Consider the following 19,149-nt stretch of genomic DNA (forward strand, 5'->3'; position numbering starts at 1 on the left):
GGAACACGACATGAGCGATCAACATCTGACCGTGGTGGAGCATCCGCTGGTGCAGCACAAACTGACCATCATGCGGGATGTGAACACGCCGACGGCCGTGTTCCGGCAGCTTTTGCGCGAAATCAGCCAACTGCTGGCCTATGAGGTGACACGCAATCTGGCGATGACCACGAAGCGGATCGAGACGCCGATGGAAGCGATGATGGCGCCGACGCTGGATGGCAAGAAGCTGGCCCTGATTTCGATCCTGCGGGCGGGCAATGGCCTTCTGGACGGTGTGCTGGAGCTGATCCCGTCGGCGCGGGTGGGGTTTGTGGGGCTGTACCGCGATGAAGAAACGCTGCAACCGGTGCAATATTATTTCAAGGTGCCCGAAGGGTTGGATGACCGGCTGGTGATCGCGGTCGATCCGATGCTTGCGACCGGCAACTCGTCGGCGGCGGCGATTGATCTGCTGAAGGGGGCGGGCGCGACCAACATCATTTTCATGTGCCTGCTTGCTGCGCCCGAAGGCATAGCACGGATGAAACAGACCCATCCCGATGTGCCGATCGTGACGGCGGCGGTCGATGAAAAGCTGAATGCGCAGGGCTATATCGTGCCGGGGTTGGGCGATGCCGGAGACCGGATGTTCGGCACGAAGTGACCGCTTTGCCGCTGGTGTTTGGGGCCTTGCCGGTGGTTTCGGTCAGACTGTTCGCGCAGACGGGACAAATATGGCTAAATTGAGGCAATTGTCGATGCTATTGCTTTACTCGGCGCGCGGTGTTTGACATCGTGCCCCCATATAGTGTGGGGGCATAGATGAATTTTACCAGACTTGTTATGGCGGCTGTGATGTTGGGGTCTGTCGGCACGGGTGCACTACAGGCGCAGACGCAGCCCGGCAGCGAGCCGGCGGAATTCCCGCCCGCCTCGTATCAGGGCAAGCAGTACGTCGACAGCAATGGCTGCGTGTTTATCCGCGCCGGGATCGACGGGAACGTAAGCTGGGTGCCGCGTGTGACGCGGTCGCGGAGCGGTGTCTGCGGCTTTCGTCCGACATTTGCCGGGCAGGTGACATCGCCCGAGCCGGTCCAGACCGCGCAGACCGCCGCTGTCGAGCAGATCACAAATCCGGCGCCGGTCAGCAATCCGGCCCCCGTCGCGGCACCCAAGCCGCGCCCCGTCCGCGCCGCGTCCAAGCCCAAGCCCGCGCCCGTAGTGCGTCAGAAGGCGCGTGCGCCTGCGCCGAAACCCGTGGTCGTTGCCAAGGCACCCGCGCCGATCGTCGAAGTTGCAGCCGCACCGGTGGCAGTGGACACGGCCTGTACGAACCTGTCGCCGATGGGTCAGCGGTATACCCGCAATACCGGTGCAGCCGTGCGCTGCGGACCGCAGGCGCAACCCATCGTCGGTGCGCGCATTGCCTATGCAACACCGTCCGCGACTGCCGTAGCACCCGCGCGGCGTACCGCCAAGGCAACCGCCGAACCGCAGCCGATCCGTGTATCGCCGCATACCCGCATCGTGCCGCGCCATGTCGCGGTCAACCGCACCAACACCACCAACGTGACCGTGCCGCACGGGTACAAGCGCGTCTGGACGGACGGTCGTCTGAACCCGCACCGTGCCGAGCAGACGCTGGCGGGCCATGCGGCGATGAGCCTGATCTGGACCTCGACCGTGCCGCGCCGTCTGATCAATCAGGCCGACGGCCACGATGTGACCGCATCGGTCGCGCTGGTTTACCCCTATACCGATTTCGCGCGCCAGCAGCGCGAGCTGGGGCAGGTGACGATCGTCAAGCGCAACGGCCAAACGCTCAAGCGGATCGTGCGCAACACGTCGCGCGTCGTGTCGCCCGAGCCGCGACAGGCGCGGGTGAAGACAGTATCGCGCACGCCGACGTATTCTTCGCGCTCGACGCCCGAGGGCAGCTCTGCGGTGACGCCGAAGCGTGCGCAGTCAAAAGCGGAGGTGGCTGGAAAGGGATTTGTCCAGGTGGGCAAGTTCGCGGATCCGGCGGCGGCGCAGCGGCAGGCGCAGCAGGTGCAGCGCCTGGGTCTGCCGGTGCGGATCGGCCGCTATACCCGGAATGGTCGGACGACGCGTCTGGTGATCGCCGGGCCGTTCGGTGGCCAGCGTGACGTGAGCCGCGCGGTCAGCCGTTTGCGCTCTGCCGGGTTCAGTGGCGCTTTCGCGCGCTGAGTGAGCGCGGGATTCGATCATGCTTTATGGCCCGTCGGAGAGGATCCGGTGGGCCATTTCCTTGGCCCAGAGTGCATAGATCCGCGGCCCCGGATGAAAGCCGTCGCGCGCCATGTCATTGGGGTCCAGCGTGTCGGGCAGCAGGACATGGCGGCTGTGCGGCTCTTTTGCGAGGTCCCCGCGCAGGGCCGTGTCAAAGCGCAGGCTGCGGCGTCCCAAAAGCCACCGCAGCGGGTGCGGAAGCAGCGGGAAGCGGCCCAGCGGCGGGATCTGCGAGATGTAGAGTGTCCGCGCGCCAGTCCGCTGCTGGATGGTGGAGCGCAGTCGCGCGTGGGTGCGCCGCCAGCGCGGCAGAGGCCCGCCGCGTGTCACGTCGTTGACGCCTAATACGATAATCGCCACATCCGCCGGTTCGAGCGCGATACCGTCAAGGCCGGCGAAGGTATCGGCAGTGGTTGCGCCGGTGCGCGCGACGAGTTGCCATGTCACCTGCCGGTGCGGGGCGAGCGCCAGCGCCAACTGTCCCGCCAGTGCCGCGTCCTGATGCTCGGCACCGACACCGGCGGCGGAGCTGTCGCCGATGATCAGCACGCGCAGGGGCGTGCCTGAGCCGGTGCTGCCGGTGCGCAGCCCTGCGGCTTCGGGCAGAAGCAGCGCGCGTTTGCGCAGCCGTACGGCCTGCACCAGAAGCACCGGCGATAGGCCTGCCGCGATTACCGCGTCGAGGATCATCCGCCGCAGATGCTTTGCAGGCGCAACCAGGTGCTGTCGTTGAGCAGCGGCTCGGTGGCGCGGCCCTGCATCGGGTCCGCCTCGATCAGATCGAGAACGGTTTCCCCGGTGATGTCGCGTGCAAGGGCGTAGGGTGTGCTGCGCAGGTCCGACCCTTCGAACAGGGCCAGCAGATTGGTGGTGTCCGGGCGGCGGCGCGGCGATTTGAGCAGATGTTCGGCGTAGGAGTCGAGTGCCGCGTCCGAAATCTCGCCCGTTGTCAGGAGGCGGAAATTCTCCCACGGTCCCGTGACATCCAGAAGGTCGGCCAGCGGATCGCGTTCGACCTGAAGCGCGACTTCGGCAAGGATGTAGCCTGCGGCGACGTCGGGTTCCTCGTAGTCTTCGAGGACCGACCGGTCCAGCACGATCACGCCGCCGGGCAAGTGCAGGGCGGGGCGCGTGAGGCCCGGCACCACGGCAAGTTTCGGAGTGTCGAGCCGGGTGCCGAGGCGGCGCAGGGCGCGCAGGCCTGCTGCATCGCTGCACATCGGTCCGCTCACCCGCTGCAACCGTTCGATCAGCGCCACGCCGAGTGCCTCGCGCTTGACCGCTGGCACGACGCGCAGCGTGTTGTCGCGCATCGCGCCGGGCAGCCAGAAGATCAGTAGCGCCACGACCACCGCGACCGACAGAAACGTGCCAAGCCAGCGCAGGCGTCCCGGCTTGGGGCGGCTTCGATCGAGCGAGCGGCGCAGGGTTTCGATGGCCGCGATCATGTCGGCCTCTCCTGCGGGCAATTCGAGCGTTTCGGTATCGTCGCCGTCGGGATGATAGATCGCCGGTGTCTTGCCGGGGTTGGCGCGCGCCACAGCGGCGAGCGCCCAGTGGGTGATCGCCTGATCCTTGAGATCGGTGATTACCAGCGTGGTGTTTCCGATGGATACGATGACCTCCTGCCGCTGCCGATCGGGCGCGGGGCGCCACAGGCCGGTGGCCTCGATCCGGTCGTATCTTGTGAGGGCGGTCATGGATGTTAAAACAGGCTCGAATGGTTACGCTGTCATACACAGTATCATCTGGCCGGGGCAGGGCAATGGTACCCGCGCAGCCAGATATCGCGGTGTGCTGACTACATTTAGTAAAGGAAACACCGTGCAGATCAGGGCGGCGGAAACCGAAGATAGGGATGACATCGCGCGGATGTGGCATCTGGGCTGGCATCAGGCCCATGCGGCTATCGTGGACCCCGATCTGGTAGATTTGCGCGATCCGGCGGAGTTCGCGGCGCGAACGCAGGCGCATTTGCCGCAAACCCGTGTGGCTATTGCGCCGGATGGTGCGCTGGCGGGGTTCTTCATGGTCGAGGGGGACGAGTTGTACCAGTTCTATGTCGCCTCCGCGCGCCACGGCGACGGGACGGCGCGCACGTTGATGACGGCCGCCGAAGCCGCATTCGAGGTGCCGTGCGCCTGGCTGGCCTGCACGGTGGGCAACGCACGCGCGGCGGCGTTCTATGCCAAATGTGGCTGGCGCAACTGCGGCGCGGAGCCTTGCGCGGTGGAGACGGGCGCGGGGCCGCGCACCGTCGAGGTCTGGCGGTTCGAGAAGACGCTATAGATCGGCGGCGATCTTGCGCAGCGTGTACTTCTGGATCTTGCCCGTCGAGGTCTTCGGCAGTTCCTGAAACACGACCTTTTTCGGCGTTTTGAAACCGGCGAGAGATTCGCGGGTAAAGGCGATGAGAACAGCCTCGTCCACCTGCGCGCCGGGTTTCAGCTCGACAAAGGCGCAGGGCACCTCGCCCCATTTCTCGTCGGGTTTGGCGACAACGGCGGTCAGCATCACGGCGTCGTGGCCCATCAGCGTGCCTTCGATCTCGACCGACGAGATGTTTTCGCCGCCCGAGATGATGATGTCCTTGGCGCGGTCGGCGATCTGGATATAGCCGTCATCGTGCTGCACGGCGAGATCTCCGGAGTGGAAATAGCCCCCCGCGAAAGCCTCTTGCGTGGCCTGTGGGTTCTTGAAATAGCCTTTCATCACCGAATTGCCCTGGATCATGATTTCGCCCTGCGTGGTGCCGTCGCGGGGGACTTCGTTCATCTGTGCGTCCATGACGGTAATGTGCTCCATCATCGGCAAAGCGACACCCTGTCGCGCCTTGACCGCCGCGAGCGCGCTTTTGTCGAGCGCGGCCCAGTCTTCTTGGCGCCAGATGCATTCGGTGACGTGGCCGTAGGTTTCGGTCAGCCCGTAGACATGGGTGACGTTGAAGCCCAGTGTCTCGATCTTGCCGAGGGTGGCCGGGGCGGGCGGGGCACCGGCGGTGAACACTTCGACCGTGTGGTCGAAATCGCGCCGGTCGCCGGCATCGGCATTCACCAGCATGTTGAGCACGATGGGCGCGCCGCCGAAATGGGTCACACGTTCATCCGCGATGGCATTGAAGATCGCCGTTGCCGTGACGTCGCGGCAGCACACCAGCGTGCCGCCGATCAGCGGCATCATCCAGGTGTGGTTCCAGCCGTTGCAATGAAACAGCGGAACGATCTGCATGAACACAGGATGCAGCACCATCCGCCACGAGATCACCGTGCCCATCGTCATCAGATAGGAGCCCCGGTGGTGATAGACAACGCCCTTGGGCCGTCCGGTCGTGCCGGAGGTGTAGTTGAGCGCGAGGCTTTCCCATTCATCCTGCGGCATCCGCCAGTCATAGGCGGGATCGGCGGTTTTCAGCGTGTCTTCGTACAGCGGATGGCGGCCCGTGGCATCGAAGCCCGCTGCGGGGTCCGGTACTTCGATGATATGGGGCGCAGGTCCGTCCATTGCGGCGATTGCCGCTTCGGCAAGGTCGATGAACTGGGTATCAGCGAGGATGACTTTTGCGCCGCCGTGGGACAGGATGTAGGCGACCGTGTCGACATCCAGACGGATGTTGATGGCATTGAGCACGCCGCCGCAGGCCGGGACGCCGAAATGCGCTTCAGCCTGTGCCGGGGTGTTGTGCAGCAGCGTGGCCACGACATCACCCGACTGGACATCCATCGCCGCAAGGGCGCTGGCGAGGCGCGTGCAGCGGTCGTGGTATTGCGCGTAGGTAACGCGGTGATTGCCGTAGACCACGGCAGTGCGCGTGGCGAACACATCCGCCGCACGGCGCAGATGGGACAGCGGTGTCAGCGGCACATAGTTCGCGGCGCATTTATCGAGCCCGGTCTCGTCGGTCATCCAACCCATTGGTCGGTCCTCCCAAATTATCCATCGCACGGCGGGCCATTAAGTATGGCACCGGCCGGCCGGACCACGATATGCAGAGGAACAGAATTTGCAATCGCATTGGTGGCCGGAGGGGCGCATCGCATGAACGAAACCGCATTGTACCCCGGATTGGCCGCGTTGAGCGTTCCCGGAGGGATGTGTGCGCAGGGGGTGACTGCACAGTTCATGCCGTTCATTGCCGATGCGGAATCACGGGGCTGATGGGGGGTCTCGTGGCGGCGATACCCTGTTCCGTCGGGGCGGTGATCCTCCTCCGGTCGGCGGCTCCGGTGCTGATACCTGCGATCAAACAGCCAGAGGAGGACGGTGTGTGATCCTGTCGCGCGGACGCAAGTACCTGTTCATTCACATCCCCAAGACCGGCGGCACGTCGATGGCGCTGGCGCTTGAGGGGCGTGCGATGAAGGACGACATCATGCTGGGCGACACGCCCAAGGCGCGCAGGCGGCGGCGGCAGTTGTCGGATGTCACCGCGCGTGGCCGGTTGTGGAAGCACGCGACGCTGGCGGATCTGGACGGGTTGGTCAGTTTGGACGAGTTGGACGATCTGTTCATCTTTACCATGGTGCGCAATCCGTGGGACCGGATGGTCAGCTATTATCACTGGCTGCGCGGACAGAACTTCGATCATCCTGCCGTAACGTTGGCGAAAAGGACGACGTTCGACGCGTTCGTCGCGGCGCCGCTGATCGCGCAGAGCATGAAGGCGGGCACGACGGTCTCCTATGTGACGGACGCGGCGGGACGTCTGCGCGCCAATCATTTTGTCCGGCTTGAACATCTTGAAGAGGATCTGGTGCCGCTGCGGGCGCATCTCGGGTTCGATCTGGATCTGCCGCATGTGAACAGGAGCGACAGGCGCGCGGATTATCGAAGCGCGTACGCCGATGCGAGCCGCGCGCATGTGGCGCGGATCTGTGCGGAAGACATCGCGCGGTTCGGATATCGTTTCGAACCGTAACCGTGAAGGTGCAGTGGGCGAACGGCTGTTTTTCGTGATCCGACGATTCGGCGCGCGAGAATTGTTGCGTGAAGCGGCGAAATCCACCGGTGCGGCGGGAATTTAACTTCGTATTAGGAACAATGCCGCAATCCTGCTGTGAAGATGACCATCGGTTGCCCTTCGAATCACGACGAATGAACCTATTAACCGATCGCACCGCAAAAAGGGTGCACGCCATGGGGATGGAAAACATGTTTGGACCGGTATTCAGAACGAAGCAGCCGACCCGACGCACCGTGGAAGCCGGTGGTGCCGGTGACGGAGGGCTGGCGGCGCTGGGCCACGGGTTGACGGCGGGTACGCGGGTGGCAAGCAATCTGGGCTGGCGCGCGATCGACGCGCTGGCGGTGGGCGATAAGGTGTTGACCTTTGATCACGGGATGCAGGAAATCACCGAAATCCGCCGCGCCCACGTGTGGCTTGATGCGCCGGAGACCGCCGAAGCCCTGTGGCCCGTCGTCGTGCCCGAAGGGGTGTTGGGCAACCGCGAAGAATTGGTGCTGTTGCCCGACCAGGGGGTGATGGTCGAAAGCGATGCGGCGCAGGACATTCACGGCGATCCGTTTGCTATCCTCACGGCGCTCAGCCTCGAAGGCTATCGCGGCATCCACCGCCGGCAGCCCTTGCAGCGGATCGAGCTGATCGCGGTCTATTTTGCTGATGAAGAGGTGATCTATGCCGAGGGCGGCGCGCTGATCCATTGCGTGCAGAAACTGGCCCGGCTCGACCGCTTTATCGAGGCAGGCGCAACCGCGCGCTACCATGTTCTCGGCGGTGAAGACGCGGAAAAACTGGTTGATCATATCTGCATGGAAGATCGCATCTTGGCGGCCACGAACGGGACGCAAGCGCGGGCGGCTAGTTACGCCTGAAACGAACGCTTTGAACACTTGATCGCGCGTCATATTTCCGGCGCTTGTGGGGGTCGCCCTGGTTCACGGTTCCCGACCGTGTTTGAAATAAAATGTCGGAAACTGCAATATAATGTTTATTGAAATCAGGTTGTTATCCGGACAGGTTCGGATTTTCCGATTTTTATGAAACTCTTGCCTACATGTATCGTGACTATGGGGTGTAAGCAATAAAGGGTAACTATTCCATGGCCAATCCAGGTACAGATTTTTCTTCCTTCGCAGCGTTTCTCAATGACGCAGATACATTCCATGCAGTGAACTTCTCCGCGCTCAACTCTTCGGGTGTCGACGGATCGGCGATCCTCGCGACCGGTGAAGGCGATGACGGGAACACCTATCTCAACATCTCCCTCTCCGCCGAGGGTCTGACGCCCGATGTTCAGCATCCGCAGCACATTCACGGGCTCTTCGATGATGACATGAATCCCGTCGACTCGACGACGCCAACGATCCAGGACGATGCGGATCGCGACGGCGCGGTCGAGGTGTTCGAAGGCCTTGGTCTTTACGGTGATATCATCCTGACGCTGCTGGGCGAGGACGGGGAACTGCCGACCGCTGACGCAAACGGCGACCTGGCGTTCTTCGCTTCTTACGATCTGGGCAATGACGACCTGTTCTTCAGCCCGTTCGGTACCGAATATACCGCCGATGATCTGATGCCGCTCGAACTACGTGAAATCGTTCTGCACGGCATCGACGTCCCTGAAGGCATCGGCGCCGGAACCGACGGCGAAGTCAACGGCGAGCAGGACGGCTACGTCAACCTCCTGCCGGCCGCTGCGGGCGAGATTCAGGCGATCGACAGTGTCGAAGCTTTCGACATTCTGGACGATCAGGAGGATCTGGGTGCGCGGATCACCACGCTGGGCGATGGTGATGATACCTTTGACGGTGGTGCGGGCGACGATACGATCTTTGGGAATGGCGGCGATGACGTGCTTCTTGGCAACGTTGGCGACGATATGATCGAAGGCGGTGCCGGTGGCGACGTGGTGTCAGGCGGTCGTGGCGACGATGTGATCAACGCAGGTGACGACGATGATAACGACACCAATGCGGCAGACGAAGCGGCATCAGGCGCGCTGACCATCGACGATTATGACAACGCCTACGCAGGTGGTACCGGTGACGACACCATCAACGGCGGTGACGGTGACGACATCATCACCGGCGATGACGAAAGCCGTGTCGCTGACGCCACGGGTGAGACATTCGACGCGGATGCTGACGGCTCAGACATGATCTTCGGTGGTGACGGCAACGACGAGATCCACGTTGGATCATGGGCCGACGCGAACGATGGCTTCATGAACACGCACACCGGTACAGGTGCCGATTTCGCATCGGGTGGGGATGGCAATGACATTCTGATCGGTGACAGTGGCAACGATACCCTGCGTGGCGACGATGGCGAGGACACGATCAAGGCCGGTGACGGTAATGATTTTGTCGACGGTGGTGACGACGACGATAACCTCGAAGGGGGAGACGGCAACGATCAGGTCTATGGTGGCGACGGCGACGATGCCATTTTGGGCGGCACCGGCGGTGATACGCTGGTTGGTCAGGACGGTGACGATGTTCTGTCTGGCGGTGCCTTCGGCGATCTGTTGGTCGGCGGTGAGGGCGACGACTTCCTCAACGGTGGATTTGGCAACGACCGGATCAACACCGGCGACGGCGCTGACAAGGTCTTTCACACCGGAGTCGCCGGACACGGCACCGATTTCATCCAGGATTTCGACGGTGACAGCGACACGCTTGTGTTTGGTGGCGGCGCCGCAGGCGCGGATGATTTCATCGTGCAATTGGCCCTGACAGCCAACGCAGGCGAAGACGACGTCGCGGAGGCGTTCGTGACATACCGGCCCACCGGCCAGATCCTCTGGGCAGTGATCGACGGCGCGGAAGAAGACTCGCTGAATGTCATGGCGAACGGTGAAAACTTCGATCTGATGATGTAATACTATAGCATCTCAAATGATAGCGCCGCCCCGATCCGGGGCGGCGTTTTTCGTTTCGTGCCCCTAACCTGTGGGTAGGGGCAGAGCAGATGCGGCGTCTCAGGCCGCTTTCTGGTCGCCCGGCCCGAAGCGGCCATAGAACGTCTGGTTCTTTTCCGCCATCTCGCGCAGCAGATCGGGGCATTTGAACCGCTCGCCGAACTGTGCCTCAAGCTGGTCACACCGCTCGGCGGCATAGGGCGTGCCGATCATGTCGAGCCATGACAACGGGCCGCCGGACCACGGCGCGAAGCCCCAGCCGAGGATCGCGCCCACGTCGCCTTCGCGGATGTCCATCAACACGCCTTCTTCCAGCGCGCGCACCGCTTCGAGGACCTGAACGAACATCAGACGGTCCTGCACATCCTGCAATTCTGGCTGCTCTTCGGCCAGCGGATATTTGTCGTGGATGCCTTTCCAGTAGCCCAGACGCTTGCCCTTTTCGTCATAGTCGAAATAGCCGGCCTTGGTCTTGCGACCGAGGCGACCCAGAACTTCGAGCCAGACGATCAGATCGTCGGCCTCGGACGCGGGGTATTCGTTGCCCATCGCGGCTTTTGTCGCGCGCATGATCTTGGTGGCCAGATCGACGGAGGTTTCGTCGCCCAGCTGCACCGGCCCCACAGGGAAGCCGAGCATCTGTGCGGCATGGTCGATGTACCACGGCGCCACGCCTTCGGTGATCATACGGTTTGCCTCGCCGCCGTAGGGGATGATGCAGCGGTTGGCGTAGAAGAAGCGCGCATCGTTGACGACGATCGGTGTCTTGCGGATCTGGCGCACGTAATCAAGCGCCTTGGCCACGGCGCGGTCGCCGGTTTTATCGCCTTTGATGATCTCGACCAGCAGCATCTTTTCGACGGGCGAGAAGAAGTGGATGCCGATGAACTGGTCCTGGCGGCTCGATGCCTTGGCAAGCTCGGTGATCGGCAGCGTCGAGGTGTTGGAGGCAAAGATGCAGTCTTCGGGGATCACGGCTTCGACCTTCCTCGTCATCTCGGCCTTGACCTTCGGGTCTTCGAACACGGCTTCGATGATCAGGTCACACCCCTTGAGCGCGTCGAGATCGGGTGTGGCGGTGATCAGGCTGAGCAGCTGCTCCTTCTTTTCGGGCGTCGCTTTCTTGCGCGCGATCCCCTTGTCCATGAAGCTCTCGGAATAGGCCTTGCCCTTGTCGGCGGCTTCCTGGTCGCGGTCGATCAGGACGACCTCGATACCCGCCTGCGCGGAGACCAGTGCGATGCCTGCGCCCATCATGCCCGCGCCCAGCACGCCCAGTTTCCTGACGCGCTGGTCCGGCACGCCCTCGGGGCGCACGGCACCCTTTTCAAGCGCCTCCTTGTTGAGAAAGAGCGAGCGGATCATCGCGGAGGACGACGGGTTGAGCAGGATGGAGGTGAACCACCGCGCCTCGATCTTGAGCGCGGTGTCGAAATCGACGAGCGCACCTTCGTAAACCGCGCTCAGCAGCGCCTTCGGGGCTGGGTAGGCACCTTTGGTCTTGCCGTTGACCATCGCGGCGGCACCGACGAAGGTCATGAAACCGGCGGGGTGGTAAGGGGCGCCGCCGGGCATCTTGTAGCCCTTGGCATCCCACGGTTTAAGCATATCGGCATCTTTCGCAGAGAGAACCCAGCCGCGGGCGTCGGCCATCGGATCGTCGGATACCTCGTGGATGACGCCTGCCTTCTTGGCGGCGTCGGGTGCCATCATCTTGCCCTCCAGCAGCAGCGGAGAGGCGGCCATCGCACCCAGCATCCGCACCAGTCGGGTTGTGCCGCCGGCACCGGGGAAAATGCCGACCTGAATCTCGGGCAGGCCGATCCGGGCCCTGGGATTGTTGGCGGCAAAGATGCGGTGCGTGGCCAGCGGCAGTTCAAGTCCGATGCCTGCGGCGGTGCCGGGCACCACGGCGGCGACGGGTTTGCCGCCCTTGTTGGTTTTGGGGTCCATCCCAGCGCGTTCGATCTTGCGCAGCAGCTTGTGCATCCGCATCGTGCCCTCGAAGAGGCCCTTTGCCGGGTCGTCGCCGGCGTCTTCTTTCATCTTCGCGAGCAAGTTGAGGTCCATCCCACCGGCGAAGGAGCCTTCCTTTCCGCTGGTGATGATGATGCCTTTGACGGCGTCGTCGGCCAGCGCCTGGTCGGTCAGCGCGTCAAGCTCTTCGAGACCATCGATGGACATCACGTTCATGGATTTGCCGTCCACGTCCCATGTGATCGTTGCGATGCCTTCGGCATCTGTTTTCATCGTAAAATCAGTCATATGCTGAGTTTCCTTTGTCTGTGTCGCTGCCCCTTGCGGGGCCGAATGTTTCAGTGGCGGCGCCCGCGGTTCGCGCGATGTTCTTGAAAAATGCGTCCAAAACCACGATCCGGTTCCAGCGCGTTGTCGGATTCGCAGACCTTCCATTTGTCCCCGAACCGCCGCACCACGGATTTCACCGGATAGGGCGTCTCGACCAGCTGCGCGCCGGCCAGCAACCGCGTCTCGTGCATGGCTTCGATCTCGTCCGTGGCCGTGAATCGCCCCACGAGACAGACGCGGTGATAATGCGTGATGCCCGTGCGGGAGAGATAGCGGCGGATGCCGTCGAAGAGCTTTCTCAGGTCCGTGGGGTTTTCGAGAACCGTGACTGGACCAAAACTCAGAACCGTATAGGGCAGATGGATCAGCCCCGTCAGCGCCTCGAAATCATTGTCCCGATACGAATTGGCGATGCGGTCGAGCAGATCCTGATAGATCTGCTGCGCCGCCTCGTCGGTTTGATCAAGGACATTCACTGCTTAGACCCGCTCGATAAGCGTCGCGGCACCCATGCCGGACGCGATGCAGAGCGTGGCGAGGCCCACCTCCTTGTCCGCGCGCTCAAGCTCGTCGAGCAGTGTGCCGATGATCATGGCACCCGTCGCGCCCAGCGGATGACCCATTGCGATGGCACCGCCGTTGACGTTGACCCTGTCGTGGTCCACGTCGAACGCCTGCATGAAGCGCATGACAACGGCGGCAAAGGCTTCGTTGACCTCGAACAGGTCGATGTCCTTGATGTCCATACCGTTGTCCTTGAGGATCTTTTCGGTCACGGGGACAGGACCGGTCAGCATGATCGTGGGATCGGTGCCGATCTTGGCGGTTGCACGGATACGGGCGCGCGGCTTCAGCCCGTATTTTTCGCCGAACTCCTTGTTACCGATCAGCACGGCGGCGGAACCATCGACGATTCCGGACGAGTTGCCTGCGTGGTGGATGTGATTGATCTTTTCCAGATGCGGGTATTTCAGCAGCGCCACCTTGTCGAAACCGGGCATTACCTCACCCAGCTGCTGAAACGCGGGGCTCAGTGATCCGAGCGATTGCATGTCCGTTTGCGGGCGCATGTATTCGTCGTGGCTGAGGATCTCCAGACCGTTCTGATCGCGCACGGTAATGACGGATTTGGAGAACCGTTCTTCGTCCCACGCCTTTTTCGCACGCTGTTGCGAGGCGATGGCAATCTGGTCCGCGTCGTCGCGGCTGAAGCCGTATTCCGTTGCGATGATGTCGGCGGAGATGCCTTGCGGCACGAAATAGCTCTCCATCGCGATGCTTGGATCGGCGGCAATGGCGGCGCCGTCGCTGCCCATCGCCACGCGGCCCATCATCTCCACGCCACCGGCGATGTAGCCCATGCCGGCGCCGCCTTTGATCTGGTTGGCCGCCAGGTTCACGGCTTCCATGCCGGAGGCGCAGAAGCGGTTGATCGCGAGACCGGGGATGCGTTCATCCAGATCGGAGGCGAGCACGGCAGAACGGGCAAGACAACCGCCCTGTTCCATCACCTGCGTGACGTTGCCCCAGATCACGTCCTCGACGGCGTGACCGTCGAGATTGTTACGCTCTTTCAAGGCGTTGAGCGTAAGCGCCGAGAGGCGCAGCGATGTCAGTTCATGCAACGCGCCGTCCTTGCGGCCTTTGCCGCGCGGGGTGCGCAGGGCGTCGTAAATATAGGCGTCGGTCATATCCGTTTCCTTCGGTTCGCATTTCTCGGTCCCCTCGCGGGGAATTGGCGTGTTCAGGCCCGATCCGCAGGGGATCCGGGCATCAGATCATAAGGGCTTTTCCAGCCGTCGAGGTTGGACAGGCGCGTCAGCCATGCGTCGATGTGGGGGTACTCGGTGCGGTCAAAGCCGAAAGGCTCGGGGTAATACAGATACCCGCAGCAGCTCAGATCGGCGTTTGTCACACTGTCGCCGACGATCCAGTCGCGGCCGTCGAGATGGCTGTCAAGCAGATCATAGGTGGCAGCGAGGCGGTTCTTGTTGAAGGCGATCACCTCTTTGGGCTGTTTGTCTTCGGGCAGGAAGTTCATCAGGAACCGCGTCATACCGGCCATCGAGCTGAGCTTGTGATTGTCCCAAAGCACCCAGCGCAAAATCTCGCGCCGTTCGGCGGCGTCGCGTCCGCCGAATTTCCCCGATTTCTCGGAAACATAGTCCTGAATGACGCCCGACTGGGTCAGCTTGACGTCACCGTCGATCATCACCGGAACTTCGCCCAGAGTGTTGATCTGCGTGCGGTAATCGGGCGTGCGGGTTTCGCCGCCGAAGAAGTCGACCTTGAGCGGTTCCCAGTCCAGGCCGGAAAGTTCGAGCGCGAGTGCGGCTTTGTAGGCGTTGCCGCTTTCGCCGAAACAATAGAGTTTGATGGTCATAGCCGGTTCCTGTCGTTTGTTCGGGGTACGGGGCAGGGCCGCCGCGCCTCTGTTGTGAATGACTGCGCGCGGTTTCAGGGACTGCGGGCGATCAGCTTTGTCGTCATCTCGTTGGTGCCGCCGTAGGTCCGCTGCACGCGGGCGTCGGCCGACATCTGGCCGATGACGTAGTCTTGCATGAAACCGTACCTTTCTTGCAACCGGAGGCAGGGTGCAAGCCGTTCGCCTTGGGCATCGGTCGTCCAGTATTTCGCCATCGCGGCGCGTTCGATTGTTTGCACGCCCTGCGGGAGCACGGCGATGCGTTGACCAGGAACGGCGCGGGCCACGGTGATCTTGCGCTCGGCCAGTTCGGAACGGATGTTCCGGAATTGGGTGAACGGTCCGCCGAGGGCCTCGCCCGTCTTGCGATGGGTGGTGCGGTGCGCGACGATGCCAGCAGGAACGCGACGCACACCGTGCAGGCTTTCGGGCGGGACGGCACAGGGTGTCGCGACTGTGCGATATCTTTTGCGGATCATCCCGTTCCCCCGTCCGGTCACACGCCTTATCGGCGTTTGCATATCGTCTTGGCACCGCGCACGGAACCGCCAGGCTGCTTACCTTTTCCTGTCCTCAAGATCGGAATTGAACAGCCGCAGCCGTGCGATCAGGTTTTCCTCGTTCATCACGGAGGAGAAATTTTCGAACAGGAACGACAGCGCCTCACCTTCATCGAGCCCCGCATCGGTGCTGAATTTCTTCAGGCGGCGATAGCCGTCCTCGGTCATGGCGACGGGAAATCGGCGGGTCAGGCGGAAGCGTTTCGGCATGGTCTCTCCGGCAGATTGGTTGGTTGGCGGGGGATCTGCCCCCGCCGCCCGATCTTAGAAGTTGGCCGCGTCCAGCGCCATCACCGTTTCCGCGCCCGACTGGATGCGGGTGAGGTGCAAGGATGTCGCGGGCAACTGGCGCGCCATGTAATAGCGGCCCGTGGCCAGTTTCGTCTCGTAGAATGCGGTGTCAGAGGTGCCGTTGGCAAGCGCCTCGGTCGCCGCCTTGCCCATCATCGCCCACATCAGGCCAAGGCAGACATGGCCGAACATGTGCATGAAATCGTTCGACCCTGCGAGCGCGTTGTTCGGATTTTTCATGCCGTTCTGCATGAAATACATCCCCGCAGCCTGCAAATCCTTGCTGCCGGCTTTCAGCGGTTCGATGAAATTCTTGTCGAAGGCCGCATCCTGGCCTGCGTTGTCTTTGCAGAAGGATTTGACCAGATCGAAGAACGCCATCACATGCTTGCCGCCGTCCTGCGCCAGCTTGCGGCCGACCAGATCGAGCGCCTGAACGCCGTTCGCCCCTTCGTAGATCATCGCAATGCGGGCGTCGCGGGTGAACTGCGACATGCCCCATTCCTCGATATAGCCGTGGCCGCCGTAGACCTGCTGGGCCTTGACCGTCATGTCGTAGCCGACGTCCGTCAGGAACCCCTTGATGACCGGTGTCAGCAGCGAGACAAGGCCGTCCGCGTCCTTGTCATCGGCGCGGTGCGACGCGTCGATCATGGTGGCGCCCCACAGGATGAAGGCACGGGCACCTTCGACAAAGCTTTTCTGGTCCATCAGCGAGCGGCGGATGTCGGGGTGCACGATCAGCGGGTCAGCGGGTTTGTCAGGGAATTCCGCACCTGTCACGGCTCGGCCCTGAAGCCGGTCGTGCGCGTAGGCCAGCGCGTTCTGATAGGCCACGTCGGCCTGAGCCAGACCTTGCATGCCGACGCCGACGCGGGCCTCGTTCATCATGGTGAACATGGCGCGCATGCCCTTGTGTTCTTCGCCCAGCAGAAAGCCTGTCGCGCCATCGTAGTTCATCACGCAGGTGGAATTGCCGTGAATACCCATTTTGTCTTCGATGGAACCGACAGTGGCGCTGTTGCGCGACCCAAGGCTGCCGTCCTCGTTCAGGTTGATCTTGGGCACGATGAACAGCGACACGCCCTTGATGCCTTCGGGGCCGCCTTCGATCTTGGCCAGCACCAGATGGATGATGTTGTCGGCCATGTCATGTTCGCCCGACGAGATAAAGATTTTCTGACCGGTGATCTTGTAGCTGCCGTCGTCCTGCGGGACCGCCCTGGTCCGCATTAGGCCCAGATCGGTACCGCAGTGCGGCTCTGTCAGGTTCATGGTGCCAGTCCATTCACAGCTGACCATCTTGGGGAGGTAGGTGTCTTTTTGCGCATCGGTGCCGTGCGCGAGGATCGCGGAGGCGGCACCGTGTGTCAGGCCCTGGTACATTGTGAACGCCTGGTTCGACGCCGAGAAGAACTCGCCCACGGCCGTGCCCAGCACGTAGGGCATGCCCTGACCGCCGTATTGTTCGGGCATATCGAGGCCGGTCCAGCCGCCTGCCCGGACCTGATCGAAGGCTGCCTTGAATCCGGCGGGCGTATAGACGACGCCATTTTCTAGACGACAGCCTTCCTTGTCACCCACAGCGTTGAGGGGCGCGAGCACTTCGGAGGTGAGTTTGCCCGCTTCATCAAGGATGGCGGATGTGAAATCCGGCTCGAGGTCCTCGTAACCGGGGATCTTGGCGGCGGACACTTTCAGAACGTCGTGAAGGACGAACTGCATGTCTTTCGTAGGGGCGGTATAGGTCGGCATGTCTTCTCTCCCTGAGATCGTATCGCGGTGGTACTTGTAATCTGTGCGGTGGCTCCGGTACCGCCGCCTTGTCAGCCTGCCTTGCGGGTGGTGCCCATCGAGACGATCATTTCTTCGAGCCATTTGAGCTGGTCCTGGAAGTCGTCGATGGCGCTGTCGAGTTCGGCGCGCTGTTGCTCCATGTCCTTGAGCCGGGTGCGCGCGACATCGTAGGTCTGCTCAAGCTGGTGAAGCTGGCTGTCCCCCTTGTAATAGAGATCGAGCAGTTGTCGGATCTCTTCGAGGCTGAAACCAAACCGTTTGCCGCGCAGGATCAGCTTGAGCCTGGCACGGTCGCGTTTCGTGAACAGACGTTTCTGGCCGACACGCTGCGGAAACAGCAGCTCTTTGGCTTCGTAGAAGCGCAATGTTCGCGGGGTCACGCCGAATGTGTCGCACATCTGGCGGATCGTCATTGTTTCGCTGTTCATGGGTGCTCTCGCAATTGACTTTTCAGCCGCCGATTTGGGTGTTTCGGACGGCAATTACAACAGTCGCGCGAGTTGACGTAGTCATACGTCACGTCACTTTATAGTTTACGTGATGTAAAGCCGGGTAAACCTCCGCCTGCGCGCAGCACGGGGTACCGCAGTCGGGCACGGAAGGTGATTCCCCGTTCGTGTGCAAGCCTTGGCGCTGAACGTCGCGTAAATTCTGGAAAAAAAGTGCGTCGGCATGTATCCGCGACCTGTCCGACGTGGCTTTTAAATTCGGTACTTTATTTGCGCTTTTTCTCCGACCGGCGGGGTGAGGGAAGAGTGCCGGACCGTCGCCGCAGGTGCCGTGCTGCGGGTAATTCGTGCCGCGTTGTCAAATCCCTACCGATATCGCCGAAGTGTCCCGGGGCCCGTTCAGGAGGTTCGATTGGCCCATCCGACTGATGCGAGCGACCGCGCCGTTGAAAAGCTCTATTCGCGTCGTGTCAGCGCAAATCGGCGAAATACGGCGCAAGCGCGCGACTTGATTGTCGGAATGTATTATCCTAACGGCGGGTATATCGGCCCGGAAAATGAGGTTGTTGGCGATGTGCGATACGATCAGGGACCTGTCGGCGTTTAACTGGCACGAGGATGACCTGTGCGTCTACCTCGATGTCGCGTCGAAGATTATCGAGACGGTGGCGTTTGAGCTGGCCGAAGTCCAGCCCGCCAGCATGGTCGAACGTCTGCTGTCAATAGCACGCGAGATCGAGATTGCGCGCACGCAACTGTGATATGTGCGCAAGTCAGGACCGCTTGTCGAGGCTGTCCTGCGTGGTGTCGCGCAGGCGGGTCAGTTCGCTGATCGCGTCATCCAGGTTCCGGCGTTTCTCCGCCAGCTCCTTGAGTTGTCGTGTCGCCATCTCGACCCAGGCGCGCATCTGCGCCTCGTTGCCTTCGTTCTCGTAGATCAAAAGCCACTGGCGAATGTCTTCGAGTGCGAACTCGAACGACCGCCCGCGCAGGATAAGCTCCATCCGTGCGCGTTCGCGCGGCCCGTAGAACCGCGAGCGGCCTTCACGCTCGGGTGAGAGAAGTTCGATATATTCGTAGTAGCGTAGGGTGCGCGGTGTCACGTCGAAGCGTGCGCACATCTCTTTGAAGGTCAAACGGGTGTCGTCGCTCATGGGATGTCCTTATCTCCTCCGTGCGCACAAGCTATGTCCCTTGGGAACGATGTGCAA

The 19,149-nt window shown here is 62.0% G+C and carries 19 protein-coding genes; 7 read left to right on the forward strand and 12 right to left on the reverse strand.

Annotated elements, in window-relative coordinates; translation table 11 throughout:
* The first annotated feature begins 10 nt into the window (after nt 1-10).
* Together upp and Q1A06_RS12330 are read left to right on the forward strand one after the other, a co-directional pair.
* Nucleotides 11-646 (forward strand): uracil phosphoribosyltransferase, encoded by a 636-nt coding sequence (upp, locus tag Q1A06_RS12325; protein WP_299563821.1) that lies wholly within the window; start codon nt 11-13, stop codon nt 644-646.
* A gap of 158 nt (nt 647-804) precedes the next feature.
* Nucleotides 805-2,190 (forward strand): SPOR domain-containing protein, encoded by a 1,386-nt coding sequence (locus tag Q1A06_RS12330; protein ID WP_299563824.1) that lies wholly within the window; start codon nt 805-807, stop codon nt 2,188-2,190.
* A 24-nt stretch (nt 2,191-2,214) separates the two neighbouring features.
* On the opposite strand, the gene Q1A06_RS12335 is transcribed toward Q1A06_RS12330, so the two are convergent.
* Together Q1A06_RS12335 and Q1A06_RS12340 are read right to left on the reverse strand one after the other, a co-directional pair.
* Nucleotides 2,215-2,922 (reverse strand): SGNH/GDSL hydrolase family protein, encoded by a 708-nt coding sequence (locus tag Q1A06_RS12335; RefSeq protein ID WP_299563827.1) that lies wholly within the window; start codon nt 2,920-2,922, stop codon nt 2,215-2,217.
* The gene (locus Q1A06_RS12340) at nt 2,919-3,932 is read right to left on the reverse strand and encodes a hypothetical protein (RefSeq protein ID WP_299563830.1); all 1,014 of its coding nucleotides are present in this window, start codon (nt 3,930-3,932) and stop codon (nt 2,919-2,921) included. Before Q1A06_RS12340 ends, Q1A06_RS12335 begins: the two co-directional genes overlap by 4 nt.
* A 124-nt stretch (nt 3,933-4,056) precedes the next feature.
* Here Q1A06_RS12340 and Q1A06_RS12345 point away from each other — a divergent pair, with 124 nt between their 5' ends.
* Nucleotides 4,057-4,521, forward strand: a complete 465-nt coding sequence (locus Q1A06_RS12345; protein ID WP_299563833.1) for a GNAT family N-acetyltransferase — start codon at nt 4,057-4,059, stop codon at nt 4,519-4,521.
* Here the strand turns inward: Q1A06_RS12345 and Q1A06_RS12350 are convergent.
* Nucleotides 4,516-6,144, reverse strand: a complete 1,629-nt coding sequence (locus Q1A06_RS12350; RefSeq protein WP_299563837.1) for an AMP-binding protein — start codon at nt 6,142-6,144, stop codon at nt 4,516-4,518. The genes Q1A06_RS12345 and Q1A06_RS12350 overlap by 6 nt on opposite strands.
* 352 nt (nt 6,145-6,496) lie before the next feature.
* On the opposite strand from Q1A06_RS12350, the gene Q1A06_RS12355 reads away from it, so the two are divergent.
* From Q1A06_RS12355 to Q1A06_RS12365, 3 genes are all read left to right on the forward strand, one after another.
* Complete coding sequence (locus Q1A06_RS12355) at nt 6,497-7,147, forward strand: sulfotransferase family 2 domain-containing protein (RefSeq protein WP_299563840.1); 651 nt, start codon at nt 6,497-6,499, stop codon at nt 7,145-7,147.
* Between the two features lie 233 nt (nt 7,148-7,380).
* Nucleotides 7,381-8,061, forward strand: coding sequence for a Hint domain-containing protein (locus Q1A06_RS12360; protein WP_299563843.1), 681 nt, complete (start codon nt 7,381-7,383; stop codon nt 8,059-8,061).
* 227 nt (nt 8,062-8,288) lie between these two features.
* The gene (locus Q1A06_RS12365) at nt 8,289-10,070 is read left to right on the forward strand and encodes a calcium-binding protein (RefSeq protein ID WP_299563846.1); all 1,782 of its coding nucleotides are present in this window, start codon (nt 8,289-8,291) and stop codon (nt 10,068-10,070) included.
* Nucleotides 10,071-10,169: 99 nt separating this feature from the next.
* On the opposite strand, the gene Q1A06_RS12370 is transcribed toward Q1A06_RS12365, so the two are convergent.
* The 8 genes from Q1A06_RS12370 to Q1A06_RS12405 form a co-directional block, all read right to left on the reverse strand.
* Nucleotides 10,170-12,374, reverse strand: coding sequence for a 3-hydroxyacyl-CoA dehydrogenase NAD-binding domain-containing protein (locus Q1A06_RS12370; RefSeq protein WP_299563848.1), 2,205 nt, complete (start codon nt 12,372-12,374; stop codon nt 10,170-10,172).
* 50 nt (nt 12,375-12,424) lie between these two features.
* The gene (locus Q1A06_RS12375; protein WP_299563851.1) at nt 12,425-12,892 is read right to left on the reverse strand and encodes a hypothetical protein; all 468 of its coding nucleotides are present in this window, start codon (nt 12,890-12,892) and stop codon (nt 12,425-12,427) included.
* A gap of 3 nt (nt 12,893-12,895) precedes the next feature.
* Nucleotides 12,896-14,107, reverse strand: coding sequence for an acetyl-CoA C-acetyltransferase (locus tag Q1A06_RS12380; RefSeq protein ID WP_299563854.1), 1,212 nt, complete (start codon nt 14,105-14,107; stop codon nt 12,896-12,898).
* Between the two features lie 53 nt (nt 14,108-14,160).
* Nucleotides 14,161-14,799 (reverse strand): glutathione S-transferase family protein, encoded by a 639-nt coding sequence (locus tag Q1A06_RS12385; RefSeq protein WP_299563856.1) that lies wholly within the window; start codon nt 14,797-14,799, stop codon nt 14,161-14,163.
* Between the two features lie 74 nt (nt 14,800-14,873).
* Nucleotides 14,874-15,320: an acyl-CoA dehydrogenase family protein gene (locus tag Q1A06_RS12390; protein WP_299563859.1), complete on the reverse strand. Its 447-nt coding sequence runs from the start codon at nt 15,318-15,320 to the stop codon at nt 14,874-14,876.
* A 78-nt stretch (nt 15,321-15,398) separates the two neighbouring features.
* Complete coding sequence (locus tag Q1A06_RS12395) at nt 15,399-15,611, reverse strand: hypothetical protein (protein ID WP_299563862.1); 213 nt, start codon at nt 15,609-15,611, stop codon at nt 15,399-15,401.
* 54 nt (nt 15,612-15,665) lie between these two features.
* Nucleotides 15,666-17,447, reverse strand: coding sequence for an acyl-CoA dehydrogenase C-terminal domain-containing protein (locus Q1A06_RS12400; protein ID WP_299563865.1), 1,782 nt, complete (start codon nt 17,445-17,447; stop codon nt 15,666-15,668).
* 71 nt (nt 17,448-17,518) lie between these two features.
* Complete coding sequence (locus Q1A06_RS12405) at nt 17,519-17,917, reverse strand: MerR family DNA-binding transcriptional regulator (RefSeq protein WP_299563868.1); 399 nt, start codon at nt 17,915-17,917, stop codon at nt 17,519-17,521.
* 593 nt (nt 17,918-18,510) lie between these two features.
* Here Q1A06_RS12405 and Q1A06_RS12410 point away from each other — a divergent pair.
* A complete protein-coding gene (locus tag Q1A06_RS12410) occupies nt 18,511-18,699 on the forward strand; it encodes a hypothetical protein (RefSeq protein WP_299563871.1) in 189 nt (62 codons plus the stop codon).
* 12 nt (nt 18,700-18,711) lie between these two features.
* Here the strand turns inward: Q1A06_RS12410 and Q1A06_RS12415 are convergent, their stop codons facing one another.
* On the reverse strand, nt 18,712-19,092 hold the full coding sequence (locus tag Q1A06_RS12415; RefSeq protein WP_299563874.1) for a MerR family DNA-binding transcriptional regulator: 381 nt from the start codon (nt 19,090-19,092) through the stop codon (nt 18,712-18,714).
* Nucleotides 19,093-19,149: the final 57 nt, after the last annotated feature.

The sequence above is a fragment of the uncultured Sulfitobacter sp. genome, assembly GCF_947497275.1.
Classification (GTDB): Bacteria; Pseudomonadota; Alphaproteobacteria; order Rhodobacterales; family Rhodobacteraceae; genus Sulfitobacter.

Excerpts from the sequence above, each read along its gene's own strand:
- Q1A06_RS12360 (WP_299563843.1), top strand. The coding sequence starts at position 7,381 with ATGTTTGGACCGGTATTCAGAACGAAGCAGCCGACCCGACGCACCGTG.
- Q1A06_RS12405 (WP_299563868.1), bottom strand. The coding sequence starts at position 17,917 with ATGAACAGCGAAACAATGACGATCCGCCAGATGTGCGACACATTCGGC.
- Q1A06_RS12395 (WP_299563862.1), bottom strand. The coding sequence starts at position 15,611 with ATGCCGAAACGCTTCCGCCTGACCCGCCGATTTCCCGTCGCCATGACC.
- Q1A06_RS12335 (WP_299563827.1), bottom strand. The coding sequence starts at position 2,922 with ATGATCCTCGACGCGGTAATCGCGGCAGGCCTATCGCCGGTGCTTCTG.
- Q1A06_RS12390 (WP_299563859.1), bottom strand. The coding sequence starts at position 15,320 with ATGATCCGCAAAAGATATCGCACAGTCGCGACACCCTGTGCCGTCCCG.
- Q1A06_RS12330 (WP_299563824.1), top strand. The coding sequence starts at position 805 with ATGAATTTTACCAGACTTGTTATGGCGGCTGTGATGTTGGGGTCTGTC.
- Q1A06_RS12385 (WP_299563856.1), bottom strand. The coding sequence starts at position 14,799 with ATGACCATCAAACTCTATTGTTTCGGCGAAAGCGGCAACGCCTACAAA.
- Q1A06_RS12370 (WP_299563848.1), bottom strand. The coding sequence starts at position 12,374 with ATGACTGATTTTACGATGAAAACAGATGCCGAAGGCATCGCAACGATC.
- Q1A06_RS12365 (WP_299563846.1), top strand. The coding sequence starts at position 8,289 with ATGGCCAATCCAGGTACAGATTTTTCTTCCTTCGCAGCGTTTCTCAAT.
- Q1A06_RS12340 (WP_299563830.1), bottom strand. The coding sequence starts at position 3,932 with ATGACCGCCCTCACAAGATACGACCGGATCGAGGCCACCGGCCTGTGG.
- upp (WP_299563821.1), top strand. The coding sequence starts at position 11 with ATGAGCGATCAACATCTGACCGTGGTGGAGCATCCGCTGGTGCAGCAC.
- Q1A06_RS12380 (WP_299563854.1), bottom strand. The coding sequence starts at position 14,107 with ATGACCGACGCCTATATTTACGACGCCCTGCGCACCCCGCGCGGCAAA.
- Q1A06_RS12400 (WP_299563865.1), bottom strand. The coding sequence starts at position 17,447 with ATGCCGACCTATACCGCCCCTACGAAAGACATGCAGTTCGTCCTTCAC.
- Q1A06_RS12410 (WP_299563871.1), top strand. The coding sequence starts at position 18,511 with ATGTGCGATACGATCAGGGACCTGTCGGCGTTTAACTGGCACGAGGAT.
- Q1A06_RS12415 (WP_299563874.1), bottom strand. The coding sequence starts at position 19,092 with ATGAGCGACGACACCCGTTTGACCTTCAAAGAGATGTGCGCACGCTTC.
- Q1A06_RS12350 (WP_299563837.1), bottom strand. The coding sequence starts at position 6,144 with ATGGGTTGGATGACCGACGAGACCGGGCTCGATAAATGCGCCGCGAAC.